This window comes from Myxococcus sp. CA033 (genome assembly GCF_013336625.1).
Taxonomy (GTDB): Bacteria; Myxococcota; Myxococcia; order Myxococcales; family Myxococcaceae; genus Myxococcus; species Myxococcus llanfairpwllgwyngyllgogerychwyrndrobwllllantysiliogogogochensis.
The window spans coordinates 85,511-110,575 of sequence record NZ_JABUMU010000015.1 but is presented as its reverse complement, the minus strand read 5'-3'; the positions used below and the strand labels follow the sequence as shown (position 1 = coordinate 110,575).

General features: G+C 69.9%; 10 protein-coding genes, 1 tRNA gene and 1 pseudogene (1 of these 12 running past the window's edge). 6 read left to right on the top strand and 6 right to left on the bottom strand.

Annotation, left to right across the window (positions count from 1 at the left end; all coding sequences use genetic code 11):
* The first annotated feature begins 58 nt into the window (after positions 1-58).
* From pheT to HUA78_RS29045, 3 genes and pseudogenes are all read left to right on the top strand, one after another.
* Positions 59-2,473 carry a phenylalanine--tRNA ligase subunit beta gene (gene pheT, locus HUA78_RS29055; RefSeq protein ID WP_174467949.1) on the top strand — a complete coding sequence of 805 codons (2,415 nt, stop codon included), beginning with the start codon at positions 59-61 and terminating at the stop codon, positions 2,471-2,473.
* 99 nt (positions 2,474-2,572) lie between these two features.
* A pseudogene (locus HUA78_RS29050) lies at positions 2,573-2,851 on the top strand (integration host factor subunit alpha); the annotation flags it as partial.
* Between the two features lie 207 nt (positions 2,852-3,058).
* Positions 3,059-3,135: transfer RNA gene (locus HUA78_RS29045), tRNA-Pro, on the top strand.
* A 57-nt stretch (positions 3,136-3,192) separates the two neighbouring features.
* Here HUA78_RS29045 and HUA78_RS29040 read toward each other — a convergent pair.
* Positions 3,193-4,500, bottom strand: coding sequence for a polysaccharide deacetylase family protein (locus HUA78_RS29040; protein WP_174455392.1), 1,308 nt, complete (start codon positions 4,498-4,500; stop codon positions 3,193-3,195).
* Positions 4,501-4,635: 135 nt separating this feature from the next.
* Between HUA78_RS29040 and HUA78_RS47770 the strand changes: the two genes are divergently transcribed.
* Positions 4,636-5,382: a galactosyltransferase-related protein gene (locus tag HUA78_RS47770; protein WP_174455393.1), complete on the top strand. Its 747-nt coding sequence runs from the start codon at positions 4,636-4,638 to the stop codon at positions 5,380-5,382.
* Positions 5,383-5,397: 15 nt separating this feature from the next.
* The gene (locus HUA78_RS29030) at positions 5,398-6,225 is read left to right on the top strand and encodes a glycosyltransferase family 2 protein (RefSeq protein WP_174477629.1); all 828 of its coding nucleotides are present in this window, start codon (positions 5,398-5,400) and stop codon (positions 6,223-6,225) included.
* Positions 6,226-6,396: 171 nt separating this feature from the next.
* On the opposite strand, the gene HUA78_RS29025 is transcribed toward HUA78_RS29030, so the two are convergent.
* The 3 genes from HUA78_RS29025 to HUA78_RS29015 form a co-directional block, all read right to left on the bottom strand.
* On the bottom strand, positions 6,397-7,389 hold the full coding sequence (locus tag HUA78_RS29025; RefSeq protein WP_217442639.1) for a biosynthetic peptidoglycan transglycosylase: 993 nt from the start codon (positions 7,387-7,389) through the stop codon (positions 6,397-6,399).
* A 32-nt stretch (positions 7,390-7,421) separates the two neighbouring features.
* Positions 7,422-8,243, bottom strand: coding sequence for a sulfotransferase domain-containing protein (locus HUA78_RS29020; protein WP_174477627.1), 822 nt, complete (start codon positions 8,241-8,243; stop codon positions 7,422-7,424).
* 206 nt (positions 8,244-8,449) lie between these two features.
* On the bottom strand, positions 8,450-9,193 hold the full coding sequence (locus HUA78_RS29015; RefSeq protein ID WP_174455397.1) for an aspartate/glutamate racemase family protein: 744 nt from the start codon (positions 9,191-9,193) through the stop codon (positions 8,450-8,452).
* A 143-nt stretch (positions 9,194-9,336) separates the two neighbouring features.
* Between HUA78_RS29015 and HUA78_RS29010 the strand changes: the two genes are divergently transcribed.
* Positions 9,337-10,644 (top strand): nucleotide disphospho-sugar-binding domain-containing protein, encoded by a 1,308-nt coding sequence (locus HUA78_RS29010; protein WP_174477626.1) that lies wholly within the window; start codon positions 9,337-9,339, stop codon positions 10,642-10,644.
* A 56-nt stretch (positions 10,645-10,700) separates the two neighbouring features.
* Here HUA78_RS29010 and HUA78_RS29005 read toward each other — a convergent pair whose 3' ends face one another.
* Both HUA78_RS29005 and HUA78_RS29000 read right to left on the bottom strand, forming a co-directional pair.
* Positions 10,701-22,979 carry a non-ribosomal peptide synthetase/type I polyketide synthase gene (locus HUA78_RS29005; protein ID WP_174477625.1) on the bottom strand — a complete coding sequence of 4,093 codons (12,279 nt, stop codon included), beginning with the start codon at positions 22,977-22,979 and terminating at the stop codon, positions 10,701-10,703.
* A protein-coding gene (locus HUA78_RS29000; protein ID WP_174477624.1) for a non-ribosomal peptide synthase/polyketide synthase crosses the window boundary here: on the bottom strand, positions 22,972-25,065 show its 3' end. It continues 15,912 nt past the right edge of the window; the window shows 2,094 of its 18,006 coding nt (coding positions 15,913-18,006); its start codon lies off the right edge, out of view; the stop codon is at positions 22,972-22,974. Before HUA78_RS29000 ends, HUA78_RS29005 begins: the two co-directional genes overlap by 8 nt.

Below are 25,065 nucleotides of genomic sequence, written 5' to 3'. Positions count from 1 at the left end.
CTGGCGGGGTGGCGTGGTCGCGCTCCTGTCTTCGTCCCGAGAGCAAGAGGGTGGACCTGTGAAGATTTCGGTGAAGTGGCTTGGCGACTACGTGGCGCTGCCGCCGTCGGTGGACGAGCTGGCGCGCAAGTTGACCGCCGCGGGCCTGGAGATCGAAGGCCTGGAGCGTCCGGGGGATGGGCTCCGAGGCGTGGTGGTGGCGCAGATCAAGGAGTCCGTGCAGCACCCCAACGCGGACAAGCTCTCCGTCACTCAGATTGACGCCGGGGGCGGCGCGCTGGTGCAGGTGGTGTGCGGCGCGAAGAACTACAAGGTCGGCGACAAGGTTCCGCTGGCCACGGTGGGCACGAAGCTGCCCAACGGGATGGAGATCAAGCAGGCCGCGCTGCGAGGCGTGGACAGCTCCGGCATGCTCTGCTCCTCGAAGGAGCTGGGGCTGAGCGAGGAGTCCAATGGCCTGCTCATCCTGTCGCCCGACTTGAAGCCGGGCACGCCCATCGCGGAGGCGCTGGGGCTGGATGACGTGGTCCTGGAGGTCAACGTCACGCCGAACCGGCCGGACGCGCTGAGCCACCTGGGCGTGGCGCGCGAGGTGAGCGTGGTGACGGGGGCGGCATTGAAGGTGCCCCAGCCGAAGCTGACGGAGTCTGGGACGCCCGCGTCCCAGAGCGCGAAGGTCCGCGTGGAGGACTCGGTGCGCTGCCCGCGCTACGGGGCGCGAGTGGTGGAGAACGTCACCATCAAGCCGTCGCCGCAGTGGATGCAGGACCGGCTGAAGGCGTGTGGCGTGCGGGCCATCAACAACGTGGTGGACATCACCAACTACGTCAATCTCGAGTTCGGGCAGCCGCTGCACGCGTTCGACCTGGACAAGCTCGCGGGGCAGGAGATTGTCGTCCGCGGGGCGAAGAAGGGCGAGAAGCTCACGACCCTGGACGGCAAGGAGCGGACGCTGGACCAGGAAGAGCTGGTCATCTGTGACCGGGACCGGCCGCAGGCGCTCGCGGGCGTCATGGGTGGCGGGGACAGCGAGGTGACGGAGAAGACGACGCGCCTGTTGCTGGAGGCTGCGAACTTCCTGGGCTCGGGCGTGCGCCGGGCGGCGAAGCGTCATGCGCTGCACACCGAGGCGTCCCATCGCTTCGAGCGTGGGGCGGACCTGGACGCGGTGGTTCCCGCCATCGAGCGGGCGGCGCAGCTGCTCGTCGAACTCGCGGGCGGCACGGTGGCGCCGGGGTTGATCGACATCTATCCGGCCGAGAAGCCGCCGCGTCAGGTGACGCTGCGCTTCGCCCGGGTGGAGAAGGTGCTGGGCGTGGCGGTGCCCGAGGCGGAGGTGCGGCGCATCCTGGAGGCGCTCGGCTTCCAGAAGCTGGCGGAGAGCGCGGGGCAGGCGACGTACTCGGTGCCTCGGGCGCGCGTGGACGTGGAGCGCGAGGAGGATCTGCTGGAGGAGGTCGCTCGCGTCTTCGGCTACGACAACATCCCGGCGAAGCTGCCGCGCGGGCTGGCCTCGCTGGCGCCCGAGCCGGCGCACTCCGAGGCGGAGCGTCGCCTGCGGCAGGCGATGTCGGGTGCGGGGTTGGACGAGGTGGTGAACTACTCGTTCGTCGCGCCCAAGAGCCTGGAGGTCCTGGGCCTGAAGGAGCAGCCGGTGGCGCTGCTCAACCCGCTGAGTGTCGAGCAGTCGGTGATGCGCACCAGCCTGCTCCCCGGGCTGCTGGAGAACCTGTCGCGCAGTGTCCGGCACCAGGTGGAGTCGGTGTGCCTCTACGAGACGGGCCGCGCCTACTTCCGGGACTCGGAGGGCGGGCAGGGGACCCGGCCGGCGGCGCGCGAAGTGAACCGCGTGGCGGGCCTGGTGTGGGGCCTGCGAGGTGGCGGCCGGAGCTGGACGCAGAAGGATGCCCGGGCGGACTTCTACGATGCCAAGGGCGCGGTGGAGGCGGTGCTCGGGGCGCTGCGTGTGGACGGCGTCACCTGGTCGCTTGGCGGGCCTGCGGCGTACCACCCGCGTGCCAGCGCGGAGGTGAAGTTGGCGGACGGCACGGTGCTGGGCCATGTAGGGGAGCTGCACCCTCGCGTGGTGAAATCGCTGGGCCTGCCCGAGGGAGTGTTCGTGTTCGAACTGGACACGGAGCCGCTGTACTCGGCGGCTCGGCTGGTGCCCGAGTACCACTCGCTGCCCAGGTTCCCCGCGGTGCTCCGCGACCTGGCGGTGGTGGTGCCGGTGGAGCTGGCGAACGACTCGGTGCGGAAGGTGATCCTGGAAGTGGGCCGTCCGCTGGTGGAGGACGCGCTGGTGTTCGACGTGTACACGGGCAAGCCGATTCCCGAGGGGAAGAAGAACCTGGCGTACGCGCTGCGCTACCGCTCGGCGGAGCGGACGTTGACCGACGTGGAAGTCACGGAGGCGCACCAGCGCATCATCAGCGAGGTGAACCAGCGCCTGGGTGCCTCGCTGCGTGCCTGAATTCCTGAATGAAGTCAGAGGGTTGACTTGCCTTCGGGAAGGCTGCCACAGTATTTGGGCGTTCACCGTGCTGAGGGTGGGGGCATCCCGAGGATTCGCATGACGAAGGCGGACATCATCGAGGGCGTCTACGAGAAGGTCGGCTTCTCGAAGAAGGAGTCGGCCGAAATCGTGGAGCTCGTGTTCGACACGCTCAAGGAAACGCTGGAGCGCGGCGACAAGATCAAGGTCTCCGGGTTCGGCAACTTCCAGGTGCGCCAGAAGAAGGCGCGCGTGGGTCGCAACCCGCAGACGGGCAAGGAGATTGAAATCTCGGCCCGTCGGGTGCTGACCTTCCGGCCGAGTCAGGTGTTGAAGAGCGCCCTCAACGGGGAGGCCCCGCCGGAAGATCACGCGGAGATCGACGCGCGCGAGGAAGCGGCGGCGGACGCGGCCGAGGCCCGGGGCGAGGACTTCGACGAAGAGGGAATGGAAGATTCAGAAGGGTGAGTTTTCCCACCGCGACCTGCTGCTCCTGCTTGACCTGAGCGTTGTGTAGGGGCATAAGGGCGCACCGTTTCACGACGGCGGCAGCACAAGCGGTTTCGGGGCGTAGCGCAGCCTGGTAGCGCACTTGCTTGGGGTGCAAGTGGTCGCAGGTTCAAATCCTGTCGCCCCGACCATCGAAGGCCCTGGACTCCTAGGCGAAAGCCGAGAAGTCCAGGGCCTTCACCTTTTTGTCACGGCTTCGACGCGGCGGTGGCGTCCCAGCTCGGAATCTTCTTCTCGGCGAGCTCGCGGAAGGAGGGGAACTCCACTTCCTGACAGTGGCGGGCCCCCTTCTCATCCGGACAGCCCGCGGCGGCGTAGGTGAGCGTCTTCTGCATGGCGCGCCAGTAGTCGCCGCCCCGGAACAGCGCGAAGTGGTGGCCCATGTTCCACGGCACCCGCCCGAAGTCCTCGTAGGCCGCGTGGAGAGCCTTCTGGTAGTCCTCCTCCATCTGTGCTCCCGTGCCCCCCTTCGAGTTGTATGCGTCGTCCATCGAGTACGTGAGCGCACCCTTCATCCACATCAGCGGGAACTGGGCCATTCCCAGTCCGGGCTCCTTCGTCATGCGCCGGGGCGGGCCCAGCTTCCAGCTCGGGCTGCTGTCGTACGCGTAGCCGCGCGCGGACAGCACCCGGTAGAGGGCTGAGTTGAAGTGCAGGAAGGGCGCGCGGAACCCCACCACCCGGTACGGCTTGAGGTTCTCTCGCTGGGGCTTCCCCTCCGCGTCGAACAACACCTTGCCTTCATGTTCGATGGGGAAGGCCGGAGGGGGAATGCAAACGTCCGTCGCGGTCGTCCACGTCGGGCTTCCGCAAACCAATCCCGCCACGCAGGGTGTATTGGCATTGCAGGTCGTGCTGCACACGCCCACGTCCTCGGTCAGGTGCAGGCACGTACCGCCCTGGCAGTCCGCGTCGGCGCCGCACCGCGCACCCGGCTGTCCCGCAGCCGCCGTCTTCAAGGGCTCCCACTTCGGGAACACCGCCTTGCCCTTCGCATCGACGACGGGCTCGAAGAGGTTCGCCTCCACCAGCGCGTGGAACTCGTCGATCTCCTTGCGCCAGGCGTCATCAGTCCATGTCTGCCCGGACGCGTGGCGGACCGTGTGGTTCGCGACCTCGTGCCCCTCGTTCAGGGCCTGCTGGGTGAGGGCCCACCGCACGCGGGCCTCTTCAGCCGTCGTCGGCACGTCGAGCGGATCAATCGCCACACCCTGCACCGTGGGGTCGTAGTACGCGGTGTTGATGAAGTAGGTGTAGTGGAGCGGCTTGCCTGTCTCCCGCTCCAGCTTCCGGGCGAACCCCAACGTGTCGAGCCACATCGCGAAGCGCTTGCTCCCGTCGAATGAGGCGGTGACTTGCAGCGGGTGCGCGCCGAAGTCCGTCTCCATCGGCTCGCCGAAGGGGGCATCGCGCTTCTTGCAGGATGCCGCCACGCAGACGAGGACGGCGAGGAGTGACATCCGCGTGAGGCGCGAGCGGACAGGGGCGACAAGCATGGGGGCGTGCTCCAGGGCAGAAGCCGTGAAGCGCGTAGAATAAGTCAAAGCCGTGAACACGGCTATTCAGGAAAATGTATCATTCGGTCCTCGCCAGGCGGTCCGGGGCTTCCGGGCACGAAGTGGAGGGAACGGGTGAATCTCAGTGTCGTCATGCCGTACTTCAAGCGCATCCGGGAGTTTCAGAGGGTGCTGCTGCTGAACGCGCCGTACTTCGCCCGGCCAGGCACCGAGGTGGTCATCGTCCTCGACGAGCCGAGCGAAGAAGGGGAGGTGATGCGCCTCGTCCGCGACTTCCCCTCCATCCGGTGGCGCATCATCGTCAACGACTTCGACCACCCCTGGCGGCCGCCGTGTCGCGCCATCAACGTGGGGGTGCGCAATGCCATCGGCGAGCACGTGCTCGTCATGTCGCCCGAGTCCGCCTTCGTCACCGACGTGCCCGCCATCGCGCTCGCGCATATCGCGGCCAACCCCGGTACGGCGGCGCTCGGCCACGTCGCCTTCGCGACGTTCGACCAGGTGGAGTCCGCCGGAGGTTCTCTCGCGACGGCGTTCACGGAACCCGTGACGATCTACGGCTCCATCTGCGTGGCCCGCGAGCGCCTGAATGCCATCCATGGCTACGACGAGAGCTTCGACCAGTGGGGCGGTGATGACGACAACCTGCGCGTGCGCCTCATGATGACGGACACGTACCTCTTTCCGCTCGAGGACATGCGCATCCTCCACCTGTCCCTCGAGCCCCGGCAGGTGCGGCAGGCCAGCGCGATGCCTTCACCCGAGTACACGCAGCGCATCTTCAGCCCCTCGTCGGCGCAGGCGAACCCCGAGGGCTGGGGTGAGAGCTTCAAGCGCATCGCCTTCGACTGGCGGCGATAGGAGATGGGACACCCCATGCTCGTGGCGGTCCTGCAGCTTCGGAACGAGGCGTACTACCTGCGCGGGTGCCTGGACCACCTGCGCGACCATGTGGATGCCTTTGTCGCGCTGGACGACGGGTCGACGGATGAAACGCGCGCCATCCTCGCCGCCGAGCCCAAGATGGCCGACGTGCTCACCAATCCGCCGCGTCCCGACGAGGTGGGCTGGGATGAGCCCGGCAACCGCTCCCGACTGCTGCGGCGGGCGAAGGAGCTGGGCGCCCGGTGGGTGCTCTGCGGTGACGCCGACGAGCGCTTCGAGCAGGGCTTTCTCGCGCGGCTGCCGGAGTACCTCCTCAAGGCGGAGAAGCAGAACCGGCCCCTGGTGGCGATGCGCTACCGGGAGCTGTGGGACGGCGTCGCGCAGTACCGCGCCGATGGCCTCTGGGGCCGGAAGACCCGCTGCTGCGCCTTTCCCCTTCCTGATGCGATGACCTTCGGAGGCCGGCGCCATACGAAGTTTCATGGCGTGTGGTACCCCGAGCAGCTCGTGGGGGCCCGGCACCTGATGCTGGACCACGGCCTGTATCACCTGCGCATGGTGAAGCCGGCGGACCGCATCGCGCGGAGAGACCGCTATGTCCGGTTGGATCCGGAATCGCGCTTCCAGCGCGTCGGGTACGACTACCTCACCGAGACGCGGGGCGTGAAGCTCAAGCCCATCCCTCCGGGCCGGGAGTATGCGTTCCACACGCTCCCCGAGGATCTCCGGCAACAGGTGCCCGCCGCGTACCTGGACGGAAGGCCGGCCCCATCCGCCAGCGGGCTCACCGGTTGGCTGCGCCGGCTCTTTTCCTCGTAACTCCTCGTACCTGGACGGAAGGCCGGCCCCATCCGCCAGCGGGCTCACCGGTTGGTTGCGCCGGCTGTTCTCCTCGTAACTCCTCCGTCAGGGCAGGCCAGCCCCAGCCCCTGTCGGTGAAGGCCCGGTCTCGCGGATGAGGGCGTGCCCTGCGCGGGAGCCCGTTGCCTCTCAGAACTTCGGGACGGGGTTGGGGCCCGTGTAGTAGCCGAGCTCGCTGCGATAGCCGCAGGACTCCTCCAGCATCCGCTCTTCGGGAATCTCCTCGGTGACGACACGGAATGGCACGGGGGGCGGCTGCACGTCGGCGGGAGTGGGGAGCCGCAGCGCTTCCTGCAGCGGGACTCCCTTCTCGAGGGCCTGGAACAGGACCTGATGGCGGAGGACCAGCGACTGGTACTGCTCCGGGCCGAGCAGGCCGGAGATGAACATGCGCCACAGGACGGAGGCCTGCTTCTTTCGTGCTCGCTCGCGATTCGGTCCCTCCAGGGGCTGCCGCGGCGCGGGCGCGATGGCCGCCAGGAGCGTGCCCTCGAAGGCATCGAGCTGCGCGGGCTGCTTCTGGAAGTAGTACTGGCTGGCCTGTCCCACGCCCCAGACTCCGGGGCCCAGCTCCATGATGTTCAGGTAGAGCTGCAGGATGCGCTGCTTGGGCACCTCACGCTCCAGGTCGCGGGTGAGGAGGATCTCCCGCAGCTTCCGCTCGAAGGTCTGCTCGGGTCCGAGGAAGAGGTTGCGCGCGAGCTGCATGGTGATGGTGCTGTGCCCGACGACCCGGCCGTTCAAGCGGCCGTGTATGGCCAGCAACGTCTGCCGGTAGTTGAAGCCCCGATGCTGGAAGAAGATGGTGTCCTCCGCTTTCACCACTCCGCACACCAGCGCGTTGGACATCGAGGAGAGGGGAAGCCAGGTCACCGCGAAGTTCTCGGGGAGCTGTCCCTCGGAGATGGCCAGCCGCATGTAGTTGGTGCGCTCCGGGTTCTCCTCGCCCAGCCGGCTCACGGAGGGCAGCTGATGCGACACCCAGGTGACGTACAGCCCGAAGGGGATGCCCACGATGGCGAGCAGCACCAGCGTCCCGCGCGCGAGGCGCCGGAACACGCCGCGCCGCTTGGGCTTGGGGGAAACGGACCGGTCAGGGGCGCTACGGGGGCTCTGAGACATGATGCTGGCAACCCTATTCTCGTGGTCAGCTGTCAGACTTCGTTGCCGGTGATGCCAAGCTCGCGGAACAGCGGGGCCAGCGTCCTCTCGAGCAGGACCTGCTGCCCGGCATCGAGCGCGTCGCGGCCGCTCCCCACCTTGCCCTCGCGGATGAATCCCTCCGCGCTCAAGCCTCCTGGCATGGGCGGCGCGAAGCGGGCGTTGTGCCGCTTCATGTACTCGAAGCTCGTCTTCTCCAGGATGTCCGGCAGTCGCTCTGGAGGAAGTGGAAGCGCGAGGAACGTCGCGACGCGCCGCAGCTCCCGCTCGCGGTCCGTCACGAGATCCTCGTAGCGCACGTGCAGGACGTTGGGCGCCCGGCGGTTCGGCCACCAGGACCTGAGGTGGGACGACCACCCGCGGTTCTTCATCTCCCGCTGGAAGAACTGATCGAAGTCCAGATGCGCGCCGTGGGCTCTGCACACGTGGTGGTAGTAGGACACCAGGGTGTCGGACGCCGCACGCGTGACGTAGATGACTCGGCTGTTGGCGGGAGGCCTCAGCAAGCCATGGCTCAGGTGCGTCTTGAAGATGCGGGGCGAGGGCAGTCTGGCCAGCACCTGCTCCGCCTGGGGCTTCGTCCCGAACTGCTCCAGGAATGGGGACACCTGGAGGATGTGCTCGAACTCGCCACGTCCCTCGTGGATCAACTGGAAGACGATTTGCTGCATCCACGTCGTCCCGGCCTTGGCCGCGGTGGCGATGTAGATGTCCCCAGGGCGGGGCTTGAGCCAGACGTAACGCACGCGCAGCCACGAGCGCGCCGACCGAAGCGCCCACCGTGCGCGCATCAACCCGCCAACCAGACCCCTCATCGGGTCCGGTGCTGGCCGGGTCGGACGATTCGTGACGCCGTGCCGCTCACTCATGCTCACCCGGCCAAGCTTGCCAGAGCTGTATATTCAGGACATCGCAATATTCAGGCTATTTCTGAATTTACTTTTCTGTCCGTTATTCGCGACGCAGTGGGCCGCGACGCGGAGGTGCGGGAGGGAGTCTCCAGGCACTCGCGCCCAAGCCTCTACGCGCTGCGCTTGAGGGCGTACCGGTGCGTGACGAGCGCGGGCATGCGGTTCGCCACCAGGTAGAGCGGGTCGATGTTCCGCAGGCGCTCCTGTGGGGGGCGGGTGCGCATGTACCGGGTGACGAGGTGAAGCTCGGTGCAGCCCGCGATGAAGCCGTCCACGCCATGGGCCCGGACCAGTCGCTCGCACAGGACCGCCGCCTCCGTGACGTCGCCGTGTCGCTTGAGCCGGTAGATGGCGTCGTGGAGTTCGACCTGCTCCGCGGCGCTCGTCCAGGTCAGGTGGGGCTCCGCTGCGCGCCAGCGCTCGCTGCGCTCGAAGACGCGCGCCGCGCGGGTCCCCTGGCTGGAGAGAATCAGCCAGCGCTTCCCCTCCGCGCTCACCTCGTCGAGGGTGAGGTCCACGAGCGACACGGTGAGGTCGCGCAGCGGCGCGGGGATGTGTTCGAGGAAGTGGTGCATCGTGATGCAGGCGATCACCATGCGCCGCGCACCCATGTCCCGCAGGCGCATCAACGCGCCCTCGAGCCATCGCGCCACCAACGCCTCCTGGCCCTGGATGATCGCCTGGGTGCGATCCGGCACGTTCGGGTCCGACAGCAGGACACAGGCCGGCCCCGACTGCTCCACCTCGAACGGATTCTCCTCGTAGATGGTCTTCAGGAACTCGGCCGACGCCAGGGGCCCGAGGCCCCCCACGATGCCCAGGAGCTCGCTCGGCGCCGGGACCGCGTCCCACATGTTCGTCCGCGCGGCAGGCGGCAGCCCAAGGCTATCCAAGGTCTCGTCTCACTGGATGTCTAATCTTGCAGGTTTGAACAATAATCCACGAAAAACCATTCTACAATCCGTTCGATCCAGATCGACCTCCTCGAAGGATTCAGATGGCCACCATCCTCCTCGCGCCGCTGCCTGTTCCAGGCCACGTCAATCCCAGCTTGCGGATCGCGCGGTCGCTCCAGCGCGGCGGTCACCGGGTCATCTACCTGGGCATCCTGGAGATAGAGGACGAGGTGCGTGCCGAGGGCTTCGAGTTCACGCCCCTGTTCGGGGACATCTTCCCCAAGGGGAAGCTCACCGAGCTGCGAGCGACCGCGGCGCGGCTGAAGGGCCTGCGCCTGCTGTGGTTCCTGCGCACCCAGGCGCGTTGCTTCAACGAAGCGCTGCGTCGGATGGTCGAGGGGGAGGTCGATGCCCTCCTGGCCCCGCTTCGACCAGACCTCCTCATCTGCGACGAGAAGCTCCGGCACCTCGCCATCATCGGGCACGGGCTCGACGTCCCCGTCCTGCAGATGAACGTGACGATTCCCCCGGAGTTCATTCCACGCCCCGAGGGGGCCTCGCGGGGACCGGGGCGTGGCGCCGCGATGCCGGGTGAGCGACTCCTCATGGCGCTGGGGCTCTTTCCCCGCCTTCGTCCGGCCCTGCTGGCGCTGGCGCGCAAGCACCGCTACCCGCTGAAGAACATCAAGACCGTTCCGATGCTCGACCGGAGCCTCTCGCCCGAGCTGCTCCTCTGTCCCAGGGAGTTCGCCGAGGTGCGGGTGCGCAGCACCCCTGGGGAGTATTGCTACATCGAGCCGTGCATCGACCATGAACGCCGCGAGCCCGAGTTTCCCTGGGAGCGCCTGCGCGAGGACCGACCGCTGGTCCTCTTCGCGCTCGGGACGCTCGCCGCGACCTCGAAGCACAACCTGCGCATCCTCCAGGAGGCCTTCCTCGCGGCCGCTCGCCGCCCGGAGCTTCAGTTCGTCATGGTGGTGGGCTCCACGATGGAGCCCGCGATGTTCGACGTGCCGCCCGGCGTGATCGCCGTGAAGGTGGCGCCGCAGCTCGGCCTGCTTCGGAAGGCGGCGGTGATGGTCAACCATGCCGGGACGAACAGCGTGAAGGAGTGCATCGCCTTCGGCGTGCCCATGGTCTCCATTCCACTCCAGTTCGATCAGCCCGACATCGGCCGGTTGATTGAACTTCATGGGGTGGGGCGCACCATCCCACCTCCAGAGGTCACCGCCGACCGGCTGCTCGAGGCCCTCGACGACGTCCTCCAGAATCCCGCGTACAAGAAGGCCTGCGAGCAGTTGCGGGTCCACTTCGTCCAGGCCGAGAGCGCACGGGGGGCCGCGGGCCCCATCGAGGAGTTCCTCGCGCGCCGCTCTGCCTCGGTGGGTGAGCGCCGCCGCCTGGCGTAGGCCTTTCGCGCGCTCACTGCGTCCGCGCGCGGACCCGGTCGGGCTCATTTGCATCCTCACGCCGTCTCGTGCCTTCCATGGGCGAGGCCCAGGGCGTGCGTGCGTCGCGGAAGCTCGGACAGGCGCTGGTCGGGGGCCGCGACGATGAACTCGAGCAGGGCCTGGAAGTCGTCCTGCATCGCCTGGATGCTCTCGTGCTCGAACAGGTCGGCCTTGTACTCGAAGGTACCGCCCAATCCTTCCGGTGCCTCCACGACGTTCAGCTTGAGGTCCGTCAGGGACCGGGTGCGATGGAGGGGGAGAGGGGACACCGACAGCCCGGCCACGGAGGTGGCTTGTGCGCGATCCACGCGCGTGAACGAGAAGCCGACCTGCCACGGGGGCGGCATCAGCTTGACCAGTTCGGTGTGCGGAAGCCCCTGGTGCTGGAACGCCTCCAGGTACGTCGAGCGAGCCCGCCGGAGGACCTCGAGGAAGCTCGGGTCACCCGACAGGTCCGTCCGCAACACCATGTAACCGGCGAACATCCCCAGGACCTTCTCCAGTTCCATGCGCTGGCGGTTGGCGTGCGAGAAGCCGACCGCGATGTCCTCCTGCCTGGCGCAGCGCGACAGGACCACCTGGAATGCCGCGAGCATCAGCACGAACGGCGTCACGCCCTCCTTGCGGCAGAGCGCCCGGGTTGCCCTGGAGAGCTCGGGCGAGAGGTGGAACGGCTGGAGGCTGCTCACGATGCCCTCGTGCCGCTGGCGCGGGCGCCGGTAGGGAAGCGCCACCTCCAGGACTGGACTGGCGAGCTTCAGGGACCAGTAGGCGCGCAGCTGTTCCAGCGCTCCCCCGCGCAGCCAGTCGTGTTCCCATCGGGTGACGTCGCGGTACTGCAGCGCGGGCTCGGGGAGCCGCGGCGGCAGCCCTTCACGGAGCGCGGCGTAGGCCTCCGCCAGCTCGCCCATGAAGAGGGACGTGGAGACGTAGTCGGTGATCGCGTGGTGCTGGTTGAGGAGCAGGACGTGCGTGTCTGCGGTGAGGCGGAACACCCAGGCGCGGAGCAGCGGTCCCTGGGCGACGGTGAACGGGCGGTGCTGCTCCTCGTCGATACGCCGCATGAGCTCCGCCTGGCGCTGTTGCTCCGGCAGGTCGCCGAGCTCGACCACCTGGAGCCGTGCTTCCCCCTGCGAGGCAATCCGCTGCATCGGAGTGCCGTCGATGAAGGGGAAGCTCGTGCGGAGGATCTCGTGGCGCCGGACGAGCAGGTCGAAGCCTTCCCGCAGTGCTTCCGTGTCGAGCGGGCCGTCCAGGCGGAACGCCGCCGGGGAGGAGTTCGCGAGGTCCTCGGGCCCCTTCTCCTCGTCCGACCAGTAGACCTGCTGGCGCGGCGAGAGGGGCAGCACCTCGCACGGTGGCGTGGCAACGACTGGCGGGACGCGCGGCCCGGACGTGCCTCCGAGTGAGTCGATATGCGTGGCGAGCGCCGCCACGGTGGGCTTCGAGAAGAAGTCGGTCAGCGACAGCTCCAGGCCGAAGACTCCGCCCACGCGCGTGGTCACCTGGGTGGCCATGAGCGAGTGTCCGCCCAGCTCGAAGAAGTCATCGTCGACGCCCACGGACCCGCACTGGAGGACGTCGGCCCACACCTCGGCGATGAGCTCCTCGGTGGGCGTGCGGGGCGGGGTGCGCTGGCGGGTATCATCAGTGCCGGGCGCCGCCTCGGGAGCGGGGAGCGCCTTGGCGTCGACCTTTCCGTGGGGTGTCAGCGGCAGGGCCATGAGGAGCACCCACGCGGACGGCACCATGTAGTCGGGGAGCCTGTCGCGCAGGAACGCACGGAGGTCCTCGACGGCGAGCCGCGTGTCCTCCCGGGCGACGAAGTAGGCCACGAGCCGCTTGCCTCCCGCAGCGTCGGCACGGGCCACGACGACGGCCTCATGCACCCCGGGGGCCTGCCCGAGCACCGCCTCGACCTCCCCCAGCTCGACGCGGAAGCCGCGGACCTTCACCTGGTTGTCGACGCGGCCCGAGAACTCGAACTCGCCCGACGGCAGGGCGCGCACGAGATCTCCCGTCCGGTACAGCCGCTCACCGGGGGTGAGCGCGAAGGGGGACGGGATGAACCGTTCGGCGGTGAGGTCCGGGCGCTCCAGATACCCACGCGCCAGTCCCACGCCACCCACGTACAGCTCGCCGGTGCTCCCCTGGGGAACCGGTTGGAGGTGGGAGTCGAGGACGTAGAGCCGCACGTTCGGGAGCGGACGGCCGATGCTCGGCCGCTCGACCTTCACGTCAGGGCTGATGCTCGCGCACACCGTCACTTCGGTCGGGCCGTAGGCGTTGAGGAAGCGCCGGCCCGGCTTCCACCTCGCGGCGAGCTCCGGCGTGCACGCATCGCCCGCGGAGATCACCACCCGCAGCGTGTCCAACGCTCGCGGCTCCAACTGCGCGAGCACCGGCGGCGTGAGCGTCACGGTGGTGATGGCCTCCCGTTGAATCAGATCTCGCAGGGGCGCACCGGGCATCAGCTCGTCACGGAGGGCCAGATGGAGGCAGCCGCCGCTCAGCAGGGTGGAGAAGACCTCGGAGACAGAGGCGTCGAAGCCAAGCGCGGAGGCCTGGAGCACCCGACTCCCGGGCGAGATGTCGAAGGCCGCCGCCAGGGCCAGGGCGGTGTTGCACAGGCCCCGGTGGGCGAGCAGGACGCCCTTGGGCTGGCCCGTGGAGCCCGAGGTGAAGATGACGTAGGCCAGGTTCTCCGGCGCCACGTCGACCGACGGCGCGCTCGTGGGGTGGCGGGCGATGTCCGTCCAGTCCGAGTCCAGGCAGACCGGAAGCTCCGAGCGGAGGGGCAGCTCGTCGAGGACTGCGTCCTGCGTGAGCAGCACCGACACGGCGGACTCCCGCAGCAGCAGGGAGAGCCGCTCCGTGGGGTAGCCAGGATCCAATGGGACGAAGCTGCCTCCCGCCTTCAGCACTCCCAGGAGGGCCACCACCAGCTCCAGCGAACGTTCCAGGCAAACGCCGACGCGCAGCTCGGGCCCGACGCCGAGCCCACGCAGGTGGTGCGCGAGCTGGTTGGCCCGCTGGTCCAGCTCCGCGTAGCTCAGCGCGCGCCCCTGGAAGGACACGGCCGGCGCTTCCGGTGTGCGGCGCGCCTGCTCCTCGAAGAGGTGGTGCGCGCAGCGGTCCTCCGGGAGTTCGGCGTCCGTCGCGTTCCACTCGACGAGCAGCCGGTGGCGCTCCTGGTCGGCGAGGACGGGCAGGGCGGACAGCCGCAGGTCCGGCGCGGTGACCACCGCCTCCAGCACCCGCTGGTAGGCCGCGGCCATGCGCGCGATCGTCGCCTCGTCGAAGAGGTCGGTGCTGAACTCCCACAGCCCGACGAGGCTGCCCTCGAACTCCTCCAGGACGAGCGTGAGGTCGAACTTGGACGACGCGTTCTCGAACGCCACGCCGCTCAGACTCAGGCCCGGGAGCTGGAGCTCCGTGAACGGCTGGTTCTGCAGCGCCAGCTTGACCTGGAACAGCGGCGTATGGCCCAGGCTCCGCTCGGGGTTGACCGCTCGGACGAGCTCCTCGAAGGGCAGGTCCTGGTTCGCGTACGCCTCCAGCGCCGTGTCACGCACGCGCGTCAGGAGCGCGCGGAACGGGGGGTTTCCGTCGAGCTGCCCGCGGATGACGAGCTGGTTCACGAAGAACCCGATGAGCCCCTCCAGGTCGGCGTTGTTGCGGCCGGCGACGTCGGTCCCCACGGTGAGGTCTTCCTGCCCCGTGTAGCGCGAGAGCAACGCCTGGAAACCGGCCATGAGGGTCATGAACAGCGTGACCCCCTCCGTCCGGCCAAGCCGCTTCAACGCCTCCACGAGAGGCGGCGGTAGCGTGGCCCGGTAGTGGGCGCCCCGCAGGCTCTGCGCCACCGGACGAGGACGGTCCGTGGGCAGGGCCAGCACCGGCGGCACGCCCGCGAGCCGACGCCGCCAGTACGCGAGCTGGGCCTCCAGCACCTCGTCTCGCAGCCAGCTCCGCTGCCAGTGCGCGAAGTCGGCGTACTGCAGCACCGGCTTCGGCAGGGGCGAAGGCTGACCCGCGACGAAGGCGACATAGAGCGCCATGAGGTCCCGGACGAGGATTCCGCGCGACCAGCCGTCCGAGATGATGTGGTGCATCGCGAACACCAGCACGTGCTCCGCCTCGGACAGTCGCAGCAGCGAGAGGCGCAGCAGCGGGCCTTGGGCCAGGGCGAAAGACCACCCCGTCTCCTTGGCGACGAGCCGGGCGACCAGGTCTTCGCGCTCGGGCTCGGGGAAGTCCGACAGGTCCACGCGCCCCAGCGGCACCTCGAGCTCGGCGGCGATGCGCTGCACCGGCTCCTCTCCCACGAACTCGAAGGTCGTGCGCAGGCTCTCGTGGCGTCGCACGATCTCCGCGACGCAGCGCTCGAGCACGTCGGCGTCGAGCGCCCCACGAACCCGGATGGCCCCCGAGATGTTGTAGGCCGGGTCGCCGGGCCGCAGTCGATCCACCACCCAGAGGCGCTTCTGCGCGAAGGACAACGGCAGCCCTTGCGTGCGCGGTGCGGGCACGAGCGGCGGCCTGCCCCTGGCCGACTGCCTGCTCATCGCGAGTTCGTCGATGCGCGCGGACAGCGCCTCCACGGTGGGGTGTGTGAACAGCTCCCGCAGTGGGACCTCGACTCCCAGGGCCACACGCACGCGCGACACGGCCTGGGTGGCCAGCAGCGAGTGCCCGCCCAGGTCGAAGAAGCTGTCGTGAATCCCCACGCGCTCCACCGACAGGAGCTGGGCCCAGAGTCCGGCGACAATCTCCTGGGTCGGTGTCCGCGGCGTCACGGAAGGAGCCCCGCTGTCGGCCCCACCGCGCCGCCGGGCAGCCGTCGCCGCGGGCATGAGCGCCGCCCGGTCCGCCTTGCCGTTCGGCGTGCGTGGCAGCACATCGAGGAGCACGTACGCAGAGGGGAGCATCGGCTCGGGCAGGCGGGCCGCGAGGAACGTGGTGAGTTCGGTATCGCTCGGAGCCCCGGCGTCGCTGGCGACGATGCAGGCGACCAGCCTCGTGTCACCGTCCTGCTCGGGAACAGCGAGGACCACGGCCGCGCCCACTCCCGGGCAGCGCGTCAGGTTGGATTCAATCTCGCCCAGCTCCACCCGGTTTCCACGCACCTTCACCTGGTCGTCGCGCCTGCCGACGAACTCGAGCGCACCGTCAGCGCGCCAGCGCCCGTAGTCGCCCGTCGCGTAGAGGCGGGCCCCGGGCCGGTCCCCATCTGGGTGCGGCACGAAGCGCTCGGCGGTGAGGTCGGGCCGCCCGAGGAAGCCGTGCGTCACGCCGTTGCCGCCGATGTGGATGTGGCCGACGACTCCAGCGGGCACACGCTCGCCGCGGGCATCGAGCAGGACCACCTCGGCGTTGTCGATGGGCCGCCCCGCGGGCACCACGCCGACGAGGTCCTGCGGCGTGGCGATGTGGAACGTGCTCGTCAGCGTGCACTCGGTGGGGCCGTACTGGTTGACGATTCGCACGTGCGCACCGAACACCGCGCGCGCCCGCTCCACGTCCGTCGCGAGGAGCCGCTCGCCACTGCAGAGGATCAGCCGGACCGTCCCCAGCTCGCGCGGCCGGGTCCCCGCCGCCGCCAGGAGCAGCCGGAGCAGGCTGGGCACCACGCTCGGCAGCAGCGTGACGCCGTAGCGCTCGATGGCCGCGAGCAGTTCCTCGGGATCTCTCCCGCGATCGCCGTCGGCGAAGACGACGGGTGTGCCCATCAACACCGGCGCCAGCATGTCGCGCAGCGAGGCGTCGAAGGAAGCCGAGGCGAGCTGCAGCGCGACGTCACCCGGACCGGGCTGATAGGTGCGCTCCAGGTAGTCGACGTAGTTCAGGATGCCGGCGTGGTGGCCGATGATGCCCTTGGGCATGCCGGTGGAGCCGGAAGTGTAGACCAGGTGCGACACGTCATCGCTCTGGAGGTCGGCCGGACGCGGCGACGCTCCCGGTGAATCGGTGAGCGACTCGACGAGGACCGCGCCTTCCCGCCACGCTTCCGGGAGTTGCTCACGCCGAGGCCCATCCGTGACGACGACTCGGGGGCGCGCGTCGCCCAGCATGTAGGCCACGCGCTCCGCCGGGTAGCCCGGATCGAGCGGCACATACGCGCCGCCCGCTTCGAGGACGCCGAGCAACGTGGCGAGCAGCTCGGGGGAGCGGGGGAGGAAGACGGCGACCGGCGTCCCTCGTCGGACCCCGTGCCGTGCCAGCTCGCGGGCCACGACATGGGCGCGGAGGGCGAGGGCGTCATAGCGCACGGTGCGCTCGCCCATGAGCGCGGCGGGCGCCGCCGGCGTGTGGTCCACCCACGCTCGGAAGCGCTCGAGGATGGACCGGGGCGAAGGTCGCTCACGCCGTCCTGACTCCAGGTGCGCGAGTTCACGCTGCTCGTCCGCGGACAGGAGCGATACGGTGTCCAGCCGCTGGTCGGGGTTGGCTGCCACGGCCTCGAGGAACATGCGCAGGTGGCCGAGCAGGCGCCGCGCGGTGTTCGCGTCGAACAGTGCCGTGGCGTACCGCAGTGTCCCCTGCAACCCGCTGGCGGTCTCCGTGAAGGACAGGCTGAGGTCGAACCTGGCCGGCTCTTCCGGCGCGCCGACAGGGCGCAGCTTGAGACCCCCGGGCAGGGCCAGCTCTGGAACCGGCGCGTTCTGCAGGATGAGCAGGACCTGGAACAGCGGCGAGCGGCTGCGGTCGCGCGGCGGCGCCAGGGCTTCCACCAACTTGTCGAAGGGGATGTCCTGGTGGGCGTAGGCCGCCAGCGTCACCTCGCGCACCCGACCCACGAGCTCGCGGAACGTGGGGTTGCCCGACAGGCGCGTACGTAGGGCGAGCGTGTTGATGAAGAAGCCGACGATGCTCTCGAGCTCGACGCGGTTGCGCCCGGCGATGGGGGTGCCCACGACGATGTCGTCCTGCCCCGAGTGACGGGCCAGGACCGCTTGGAAGCCCGCGAGCAGGACCATGAAGAGTGTGGCGCCCTCGCGCCGGCCCAGCTCCTTCAGCCCGTCGGTGAGCTCACGAGGGAGGTCCAGCGGATGACTCGCCCCGTCGTATGACGGCGTCGCTGGCCGGGGGCGATCCGTCGGCAGCTCCAGCGCCGGCGGGGCTCCCGCGAGCCGCGTGCGCCAGTGCGCGAGCTCCGCTTCGAGCACGTCGCCCTGGAGCCGCTCCCGCTGCCAGCGGGCGAAGTCCGCGTACTGCATGGTGAGCTCGGGCAGGCGGGGCCGCCGCCCGGCCGCGAAGGCCGCGTAGAGCTCCGCCAGCTCACGGATGAGCAGGCCGAGTGACCACGCGTCGAAGATGCTGTGGTGCACCGTGAGGGTGACGACGTGCTCGCGCGCGGCCAGCTTGATGAGTCGGGCGCGCAGGAGCGGTCCCTTCTCCAGGTCGAAGGGCCGGCGTCCCTCTTCCTCCGCGACGCGGCGTGCCTCGTCCGCGCGCGTGTCGTCGGAGCGATCGCGCAGGTCGGTGACGGGTACCTCCAGGTCGAGCCGGCGGGCGATCACCTGGACGACCTGGTCCCCCTCCTCGACGAAGGTGGTCCTGAGCGCCTCGTGGCGAGCCGCCAGTGCATCGAGGCTCCGCCCCAGGGCGCCCACGTCGAGGTCACCGTCACATTGGAGCGCCGTGTGGATGTTGTAGACGGACGTGCCCGGCTCCAGGCGCTCCCAGAACCAGAGGCGCTGCTGGGCGAAGGACAGTGGGGCGCGGGACGGTGTGGCGCCCGCTGTCGTGGGCGCGGGATCTGGGCGCGTCTCGGGCCCGCTCCGGCTTTGGGTGATCGCCTCCGCGAGGCCGGCGACCGTCGGGGTCTCGAACAACGTCCGGATCGGCAGCTCGACCCGGTAGGTCTCTCGCAGGCGCGACAGCAACTGCGTCCCGAGCAGCGAGTGCCCACCGAGATCGAAGAAGCTGTCGTGGCGGCCCACCGGGGTCACGCCGAGGAGCTCCTGCCACATCGCCGCCAGCTCCTGTTCCAATGCGTCGCGAGGGGCCACGTAGCCGGTCGCGAGCTGGGGGCGCGCATGCGACGACACCGCGCTCGCCGCGTCCCCACGCGCCGCCACCGGCTGGACCCAGGTGGCCAACCGCGTGGAGAGGTCTCCGGTCGATACGACCCAGCGCGGAACGTCGCCGCGGAGCACGCTCCGGAACGCGGCGACGCCCTCGGCCATCGTGAGCGCCAGCATCCCCTCGTCGAGCGTCTCCTCGTCGCCCCAGCCATCCCAGTCCACGCTGAGCCAGGGCGTGGACTCGCTCCGGTTCTGGCGGGCAGCGAAGGCGTCCATGAACAGGTTTGCCGCCGCATAGGCCGAGAACCCGATTCCCCCCAGCACCGCCGCCAGGGAGGATTGCAGCAGCACGAAGTCCAGCGCGCGGCCCCGCAGTGCGCGTTCGAGCGCCAGGACTCCGCGCACCTTCGCGTCGAATTGCTCCGCATGCCGCGCGTCACCAGGGTCCAGGACCGGGACGTGGGCCCGCTCACCCAGGCTTCCCGCCGAGTGGATCACCCCGTGGAGGGCTCCGAAGCGCGCCTCGGTTCGCGCGAGGACCTCCGCGACTTCCTCCGGGCGGGAGATGTCCGCGCGGAGCACAAGGACTTCGCCACCGCGCTGCTCGATGACGAGCAGTTGGCGGATGCGCCGCGATGTTTCGTCGTTCGAGCCATGGGAAGCCAGCCACGCCTCCCACGCTTCGCGCGCGGGAAACGCTGACCTGCCCACGAACACCAACCGCGCCTGGAACGACGTCGCGAGTTCCTCGGCCAGCGTCAGTCCGATGCGCCCGAGCCCACCCGTGATGAGGTAGACACCGCGCTCACGCAGCCGGCCCTGTCCCCCCTCTGGCGGGCGCGCGCGCTCGTAGGTCTCCGCCCAGCGGCGTCCACCCCGGTACGCGATGACCGGCTCGGCCGTTTCCACGCGGAGCTCGTCCACCAGCAGGCGCGTGAGCCGCGCTCCACCCACCTCCGTCGGGGCGACGTCGATTGTGCGCACGTGCAGGGCGGGGGACAGCTCCTGCGGCAGGACCTTGCATGCCCCCACGAGGAGCGCGCTCGCCGGACACAGGGACTCCTCTCCCGTGACGTCCTGGGCACCGGCGGTGACCACGATGAGTTCGACAGCCGGCGCTGCCTTCCGTGTGTGCAGTGCGCTCGCCAGATGCAGCAGATCATGGAACCCGTTCACCGCCCGGTCCACCGCGGACGCCTCGTCCAGCGAGGCCCCGGCGACGCTCCCCAGGTGGACGACCCGCTCGGGCTTCCATCCATCCGCGTCGAGCTCCGCGAGCAGGCGCGTGTAGCCCTCCGGCTGCCCCTCGGCCACCGTGAAGCGGCGAGGTCCCTGGCGGCCGTAGGCGTCCGTCGTGGCCACCCTCACGACGTCCCCGCCCGTGGCCTCCAGGCGGTCGGCCAGCGCGGGACCGAGACGCTCATCGAGCATCACCAGCCAGCGTGTCGCCGCCATGCTCAAGCCGGGCCACACCGCGTGCTTCCAGCCCGGGACGTAGAACCAGTCGGCCAGCGAGCCCTGCTTGCGCACGAACCCCGGTCCTGCCACCGCCCGCGCCTGGGTGAGCCCGGCACCCGCGCGCGGTTCAATCCAGTAGCGCTCGCGCTGGAACGGGTAGGTGGGCAGGGGCAGCCGGCGACGGTGCTCCACGGGCTGGAGCCCGTTCAAGTCGAGCGCGGCGCCGGCGAGCCACAGCTGGCCCACCGTCTCCAACAGTCGCGTCCGGTCGGAGACAGACTCACGCGGGTGCCGCAGAGAGGACAGGATGGTGCTCGGCCCTGGCGACCGTCCCGCCTGCCGCACCAGCGCGCCGAGCGTCGTGCCAGGACCGACCTCCAGGAACACGTTCGCCGTGTCCTCGAGCAGCAGCTTCGCTCCGTCGGCGAAGCGCACGGCCTGGCGCAGGTGCTCCACCCAGTAGCCCGGGTCCGTGGCCTCCTTCTCGGTGATCCAGGCGCCGGTCAGGTTGGAGACGTAGGGACGGCGAGGCCGCGACAGCCGCACACCCCGGACCTTCGCGGCGAAGGCCTCCAGGATGGGGTCCATCATCGCCGAGTGGAAGGCGTGCGACGTGTGCAGCCGGCGGAACTCGACCTTCCGCCGGGTGAGCACCGCCTCCAGCGCCTGCACCATCTCCGTGGGGCCCGAGGCCACGCAGAGCGCGGGCCCGTTGACCGCGGCGAGCGACAGCGCGGGGCCGAGCAGGGGCCGCAGCTCGGCCTCGGGGAGCGCGACCGAGAGCATCGCGCCCGAGGGGAGCGACTGCATGAGCTGGCCGCGCGCCGTCACCAACGCGAGCGCGTCGTCGAGCGTCAGCACTCCCGCGATGCACGCGGCGACGTACTCGCCAATGCTGTGACCGAGCATCGCCTGCGGCGTCACGCCCAGCGACATCCACAGCTTCGCCAGGGCGTACTCGATGACGAAGAGCGCGGGCTGGGTCACCGCCGTCTGGGTGAGCCGCGCCTCCGCGGCCGAGGGGTCCACGTCGGACGGTGGGAACAGCACCTCGCGCAGGTCGAAGCCGAGCAGGGACTTCAGGCGGGTGCAGCAGTCATCCACATGCTTGCGAAAGACGGGCTCCGACGCGTGTAACTCCTGCCCCATGCCCACGTACTGCGCACCCTGGCCGGGGAACAGGAAGACGATAGGGCTCGTGGAGTCCTCCTGGAGGGTGGTCCGCAGGCGCTGGGGGTCTCTCGCCTCCAGCGCGGCGCGAGCATCCTCCGCGTCACGGCAGACCAGGACACGGCGGTGCGAGAACCGCTGGCGCCCCACCTGCAGTGTGTGCGCCACCTGGGCGAACTCGGCCTCCGGGTGCTGCGACAGCCAGGTCTGGAGGTTCGAGGTGGCGGCCTCCAGCGCGGGCGCGGTGCGCGCCGACAGCGTGAGCAACTGCCACGGGCGGCTGGAGGACGTCGAGGAAGGCCTCGCGGGTGCCTCCTCCAGGATGACGTGCGCGTTCGTCCCGCCAATGCCGAACGAACTCACGCCGGCCCGGCGCGGCGTGCCGTCGCTCTCCCACGGTCGCAGCGTGTCGTTGACGAAGAACGGGCTGCTCGCCAGGTCGAGCTTCGGGTTGGGCTGCTCGAAGTGGAGGCAGGGCGGGATCTCCCGGTGCTGAAGGGCGAGGACCGTCTTGATGAGCCCCGCGACGCCAGCAGCGGCATCGAGGTGCCCGATGTTGGTCTTGACCGAGCCGAGCGCACAGCGCGCCCGCGCACCTTGCGAGAGCCGGGCGCGGAACGCCTTGGTGAGCGCGGTGACCTCGATGGGGTCACCCAGGGGCGTGGCCGTCCCGTGGGCCTCCACGTACGTCACGCTCTCCGAGGGGACGCCCGCGATGCCCAGGGCCTCGGAGACGACCGCGGTCTGCCCCTCGATGCTCGGGGCGGTGTAGCCCAGCCGTGCCTCGCCGTCGTTGTTGACCGCCGAACCACGAATGACCGCGAGGATGGGGTTACCGTCCGCGAGAGCGTCCGCGAGGCGTTTGAGGACCACGACTCCCGCCCCCGAGCCGCGCACCGTGCCGGCGGCCTTCGCGTCGAAGGTCTTGCAGTGCGCGTCCGGTGAGACGACGCCGCCTTCCTGGTAGGCGTAACCGGTCCGCTGGGGCAGGGCGATGGACACGCCACCGGCCAGCGCGAGGTCCGACTCGCCCGTCAGCAGGCTCTGACACGCGAGGTGGATCGCCACGAGCGAGGACGAGCAGGCCGTCTGCACCGCGACGCTCGCGCCGCGCAGCCCCAGCTTGTGGGAGATGCGTGGCGGGAGGAAGTCCTTGTCGTTGCTGATGGTGACCTGGAAGGTCCCCATTCCCTGGAGGACGTCCGGGCGGGAGAGCAGGTTGCTGTAGAGGTACGAAGACGCGCCCGCGCCGCCGAAGACGGAGATCTGCCCTCGGTATGCCCGGCTCGCGTACCCGGCGCGCTCGAGCGCCTCCCAGCAGCACTCCAGGAAGACGCGGTGCTGCGGATCGAGCACCTCCGCGTCGCGCGGGCTGAAGTCGAAGAACCCCGCGTCGAAGCGGTCCACGTCTTCGAGCACGAAGCCCGCGCGGACGTAACCGGGCTGGTGGATGCGGGCCGGGTCGGCGCCGTCGGCCAGCAGCTCCTCGTCGGTGAAGACGGTGCGCGCCTCGACGCCGCAGCGAAGGTTGTCCCAGAACTGCTCGAGCGTCGCGGCCTGGGGGAAGCGGCCGGACATGGCGATGATCGCCACGCCCTCCGGAGACGGCTCGGACCGCTCCATGTCGTCACTCATGGGAATCCTCCGGATTGCCGTCCGAGTCGGCCGGGGTGGGGCCGGCGCGTCCTCGCCTCCGGGCTTGCTGCCGCTCGAGCAGGGCCCTTCGGGAATCGAAGCGCTCCTCCTCGGCGGCGGTGTCCACGGGCGTGGCCGCGGCGTCGGCGACACGGCGCAGGTGCGCGGCGAGCGCGCTCACGCTCTGGTGCTGGAAGAGTTCGACGAGCGGGAACTCCACGCCCAGCGCGCTCTGGAGCTTGCCGTGGATCTGCACGAGCGAGAGCGAGTTGCCGCCCAGCTCGAAGAACCCGTCGTGCAGGCCCACCCGAGGCACGTTGAGGACCTCCTGCCAGATTCCCGCCACGGTGCGCTCGACGTCGCTCCGCGGCGCTTCGTATGTGGCCGCCGAGCCCAGGTGCCGAGCGTCGGGCGGCGGCAGCGCCTTGCGGTCGAGCTTGCCGCTCGATGACAGGGGCAGGGCGTCCAGCACCACGAACGTGGCGGGGACCATGTATTGCGGCAGCCGCTCGGTGAGATAGCCGCGCAGCCCCGGCACCTCGAGGCCCGGCCCGTCGCCGGTGACGTACGCAACCAGTCGGCGGGTGCCGCCTTCATCCCGCGCCACGACAGCGGCATCCCTCACCGCCGGGTGCTCGCGCAGGACAGCCTCCAGCTCTCCGAGTTCGATGCGGAAGCCGCGCAGCTTCACCTGTCCGTCGGCGCGCCCGACGTATTCGAGCTCGCCGTCCGCGCACCATCGGACGATGTCGCCCGTGCGGTACAGGCGCGCGCCAGGAATCGTGCCGAAGGGATCCGGCACGAAGCGCTCCGCCGTCAGGTCCGGCCGGCCCGTGTAGCCGCGCGCCACGCCCGGTCCGCCGACGTACAGCTCGCCGGCCACGCCGACCGGGGCGGGGACGAGGCGCGCATCCAGCACGTACACCCGCACGTTGGGGAAGGGCCGGCCGAGGGTGGGACGCTCGGGGTCCACCGCGCCGTTGATGGACGCGCAGATGGTCACCTCGGTGGGACCGTAGGCGTTGAGCAGCCGCCTGCCACGGCTCCACCGGCGGGCCACGTCCGGCGTGCAGGCCTCACCCGCGGAGATCACCGTCTCCAAGGCGGGTAACCCCTCAGGCTCGAGTTGCGCCAGCACCGACGGCGTCAGGGTGACCGCGGTGATGGCGTTGTCCGTCAGCACGGCCCGCAGCGGGGGCCCCGGCAGCAGCGCCTCGCGCGGCGCCAGGCACAGCGTGGCTCCCGCCAGCAGCGTGGCGAAGATCTCGCACACCGACGCATCGAAGCTCGTCGCCGCGAACTGGAGGACGCGACTGCCCGGATGGAAGCCATGCTCCTTCACCGCCGCGAGCGCCGTGTTGCTCAGGCCGCGGTGCGTGAGCAGCGTCCCCTTGGGCCGCCCCGTCGAGCCCGACGTGTAGATGACGTACGCCAGGTTGTCGGCGTCGACGGCGACGTCCGGTGGCGTCTCCGGTGCGCCTTCGCCCACACCCGGCTCGAGCACGTGCACCGTCACGCCCGGCGCGGCCACGCCGTCCGCCAGATGCCGTTGCACCAGCAGCACCCGGACGCCGCTGTCGGCGAGCATGAACGCCAGACGCTCACGCGGGTATCCCGGGTCGAGCGGCACGTACGCGCCACCCGCCTTGAGCACCGCGAGGATGCCCACCACCAGCTCCACCGAGCGATCCACGCACAGGCCCACCTGCACCTCGGGACCCACGCCCAGCGCCCTCAGCCGGTGCGCCAACTGGTTGGCCCTCCGCTCCAGCTCGCGATAGGTCACCCGTTGGTCCTGGAACGTCACCGCGAGCGCATCCGGCGTTCGTGCCGCCTGGGCCGCGACCAGTTCGTGCGCGCACCCCGACGGAAGCACCGCCTCCGTGGCGTTCCAGTCCACCAGCACCTGGCGGCGCTCCACGTCGGACAGCAGGGGCACTCGGGAGGGCTGGCGGTCGACGTCCTCCAGCACCGCCTGGAGCAGGCCGACGAGGTGTACCTCCATCCGGCGGATGGTCGCCCCGTCGAACAGCCGCGTGTTGTACTCGATGGCCCCGGTCAGCGCGCCGTCCTCCTCCATGAGCGT

What these genes read in the sequence shown, in the direction of transcription:
- HUA78_RS29020 (WP_174477627.1), bottom strand. Translation starts at nt 8,243, where the DNA reads ATGAGGGGTCTGGTTGGCGGGTTGATGCGCGCACGGTGGGCGCTTCGG.
- HUA78_RS29030 (WP_174477629.1), top strand. Translation starts at nt 5,398, where the DNA reads ATGCTCGTGGCGGTCCTGCAGCTTCGGAACGAGGCGTACTACCTGCGC.
- HUA78_RS29015 (WP_174455397.1), bottom strand. Translation starts at nt 9,193, where the DNA reads ATGTGGGACGCGGTCCCGGCGCCGAGCGAGCTCCTGGGCATCGTGGGG.
- HUA78_RS29025 (WP_217442639.1), bottom strand. Translation starts at nt 7,389, where the DNA reads ATGTCTCAGAGCCCCCGTAGCGCCCCTGACCGGTCCGTTTCCCCCAAG.
- HUA78_RS29040 (WP_174455392.1), bottom strand. Translation starts at nt 4,500, where the DNA reads ATGCTTGTCGCCCCTGTCCGCTCGCGCCTCACGCGGATGTCACTCCTC.
- HUA78_RS29005 (WP_174477625.1), bottom strand. Translation starts at nt 22,979, where the DNA reads ATGAGTGACGACATGGAGCGGTCCGAGCCGTCTCCGGAGGGCGTGGCG.
- HUA78_RS29010 (WP_174477626.1), top strand. Translation starts at nt 9,337, where the DNA reads ATGGCCACCATCCTCCTCGCGCCGCTGCCTGTTCCAGGCCACGTCAAT.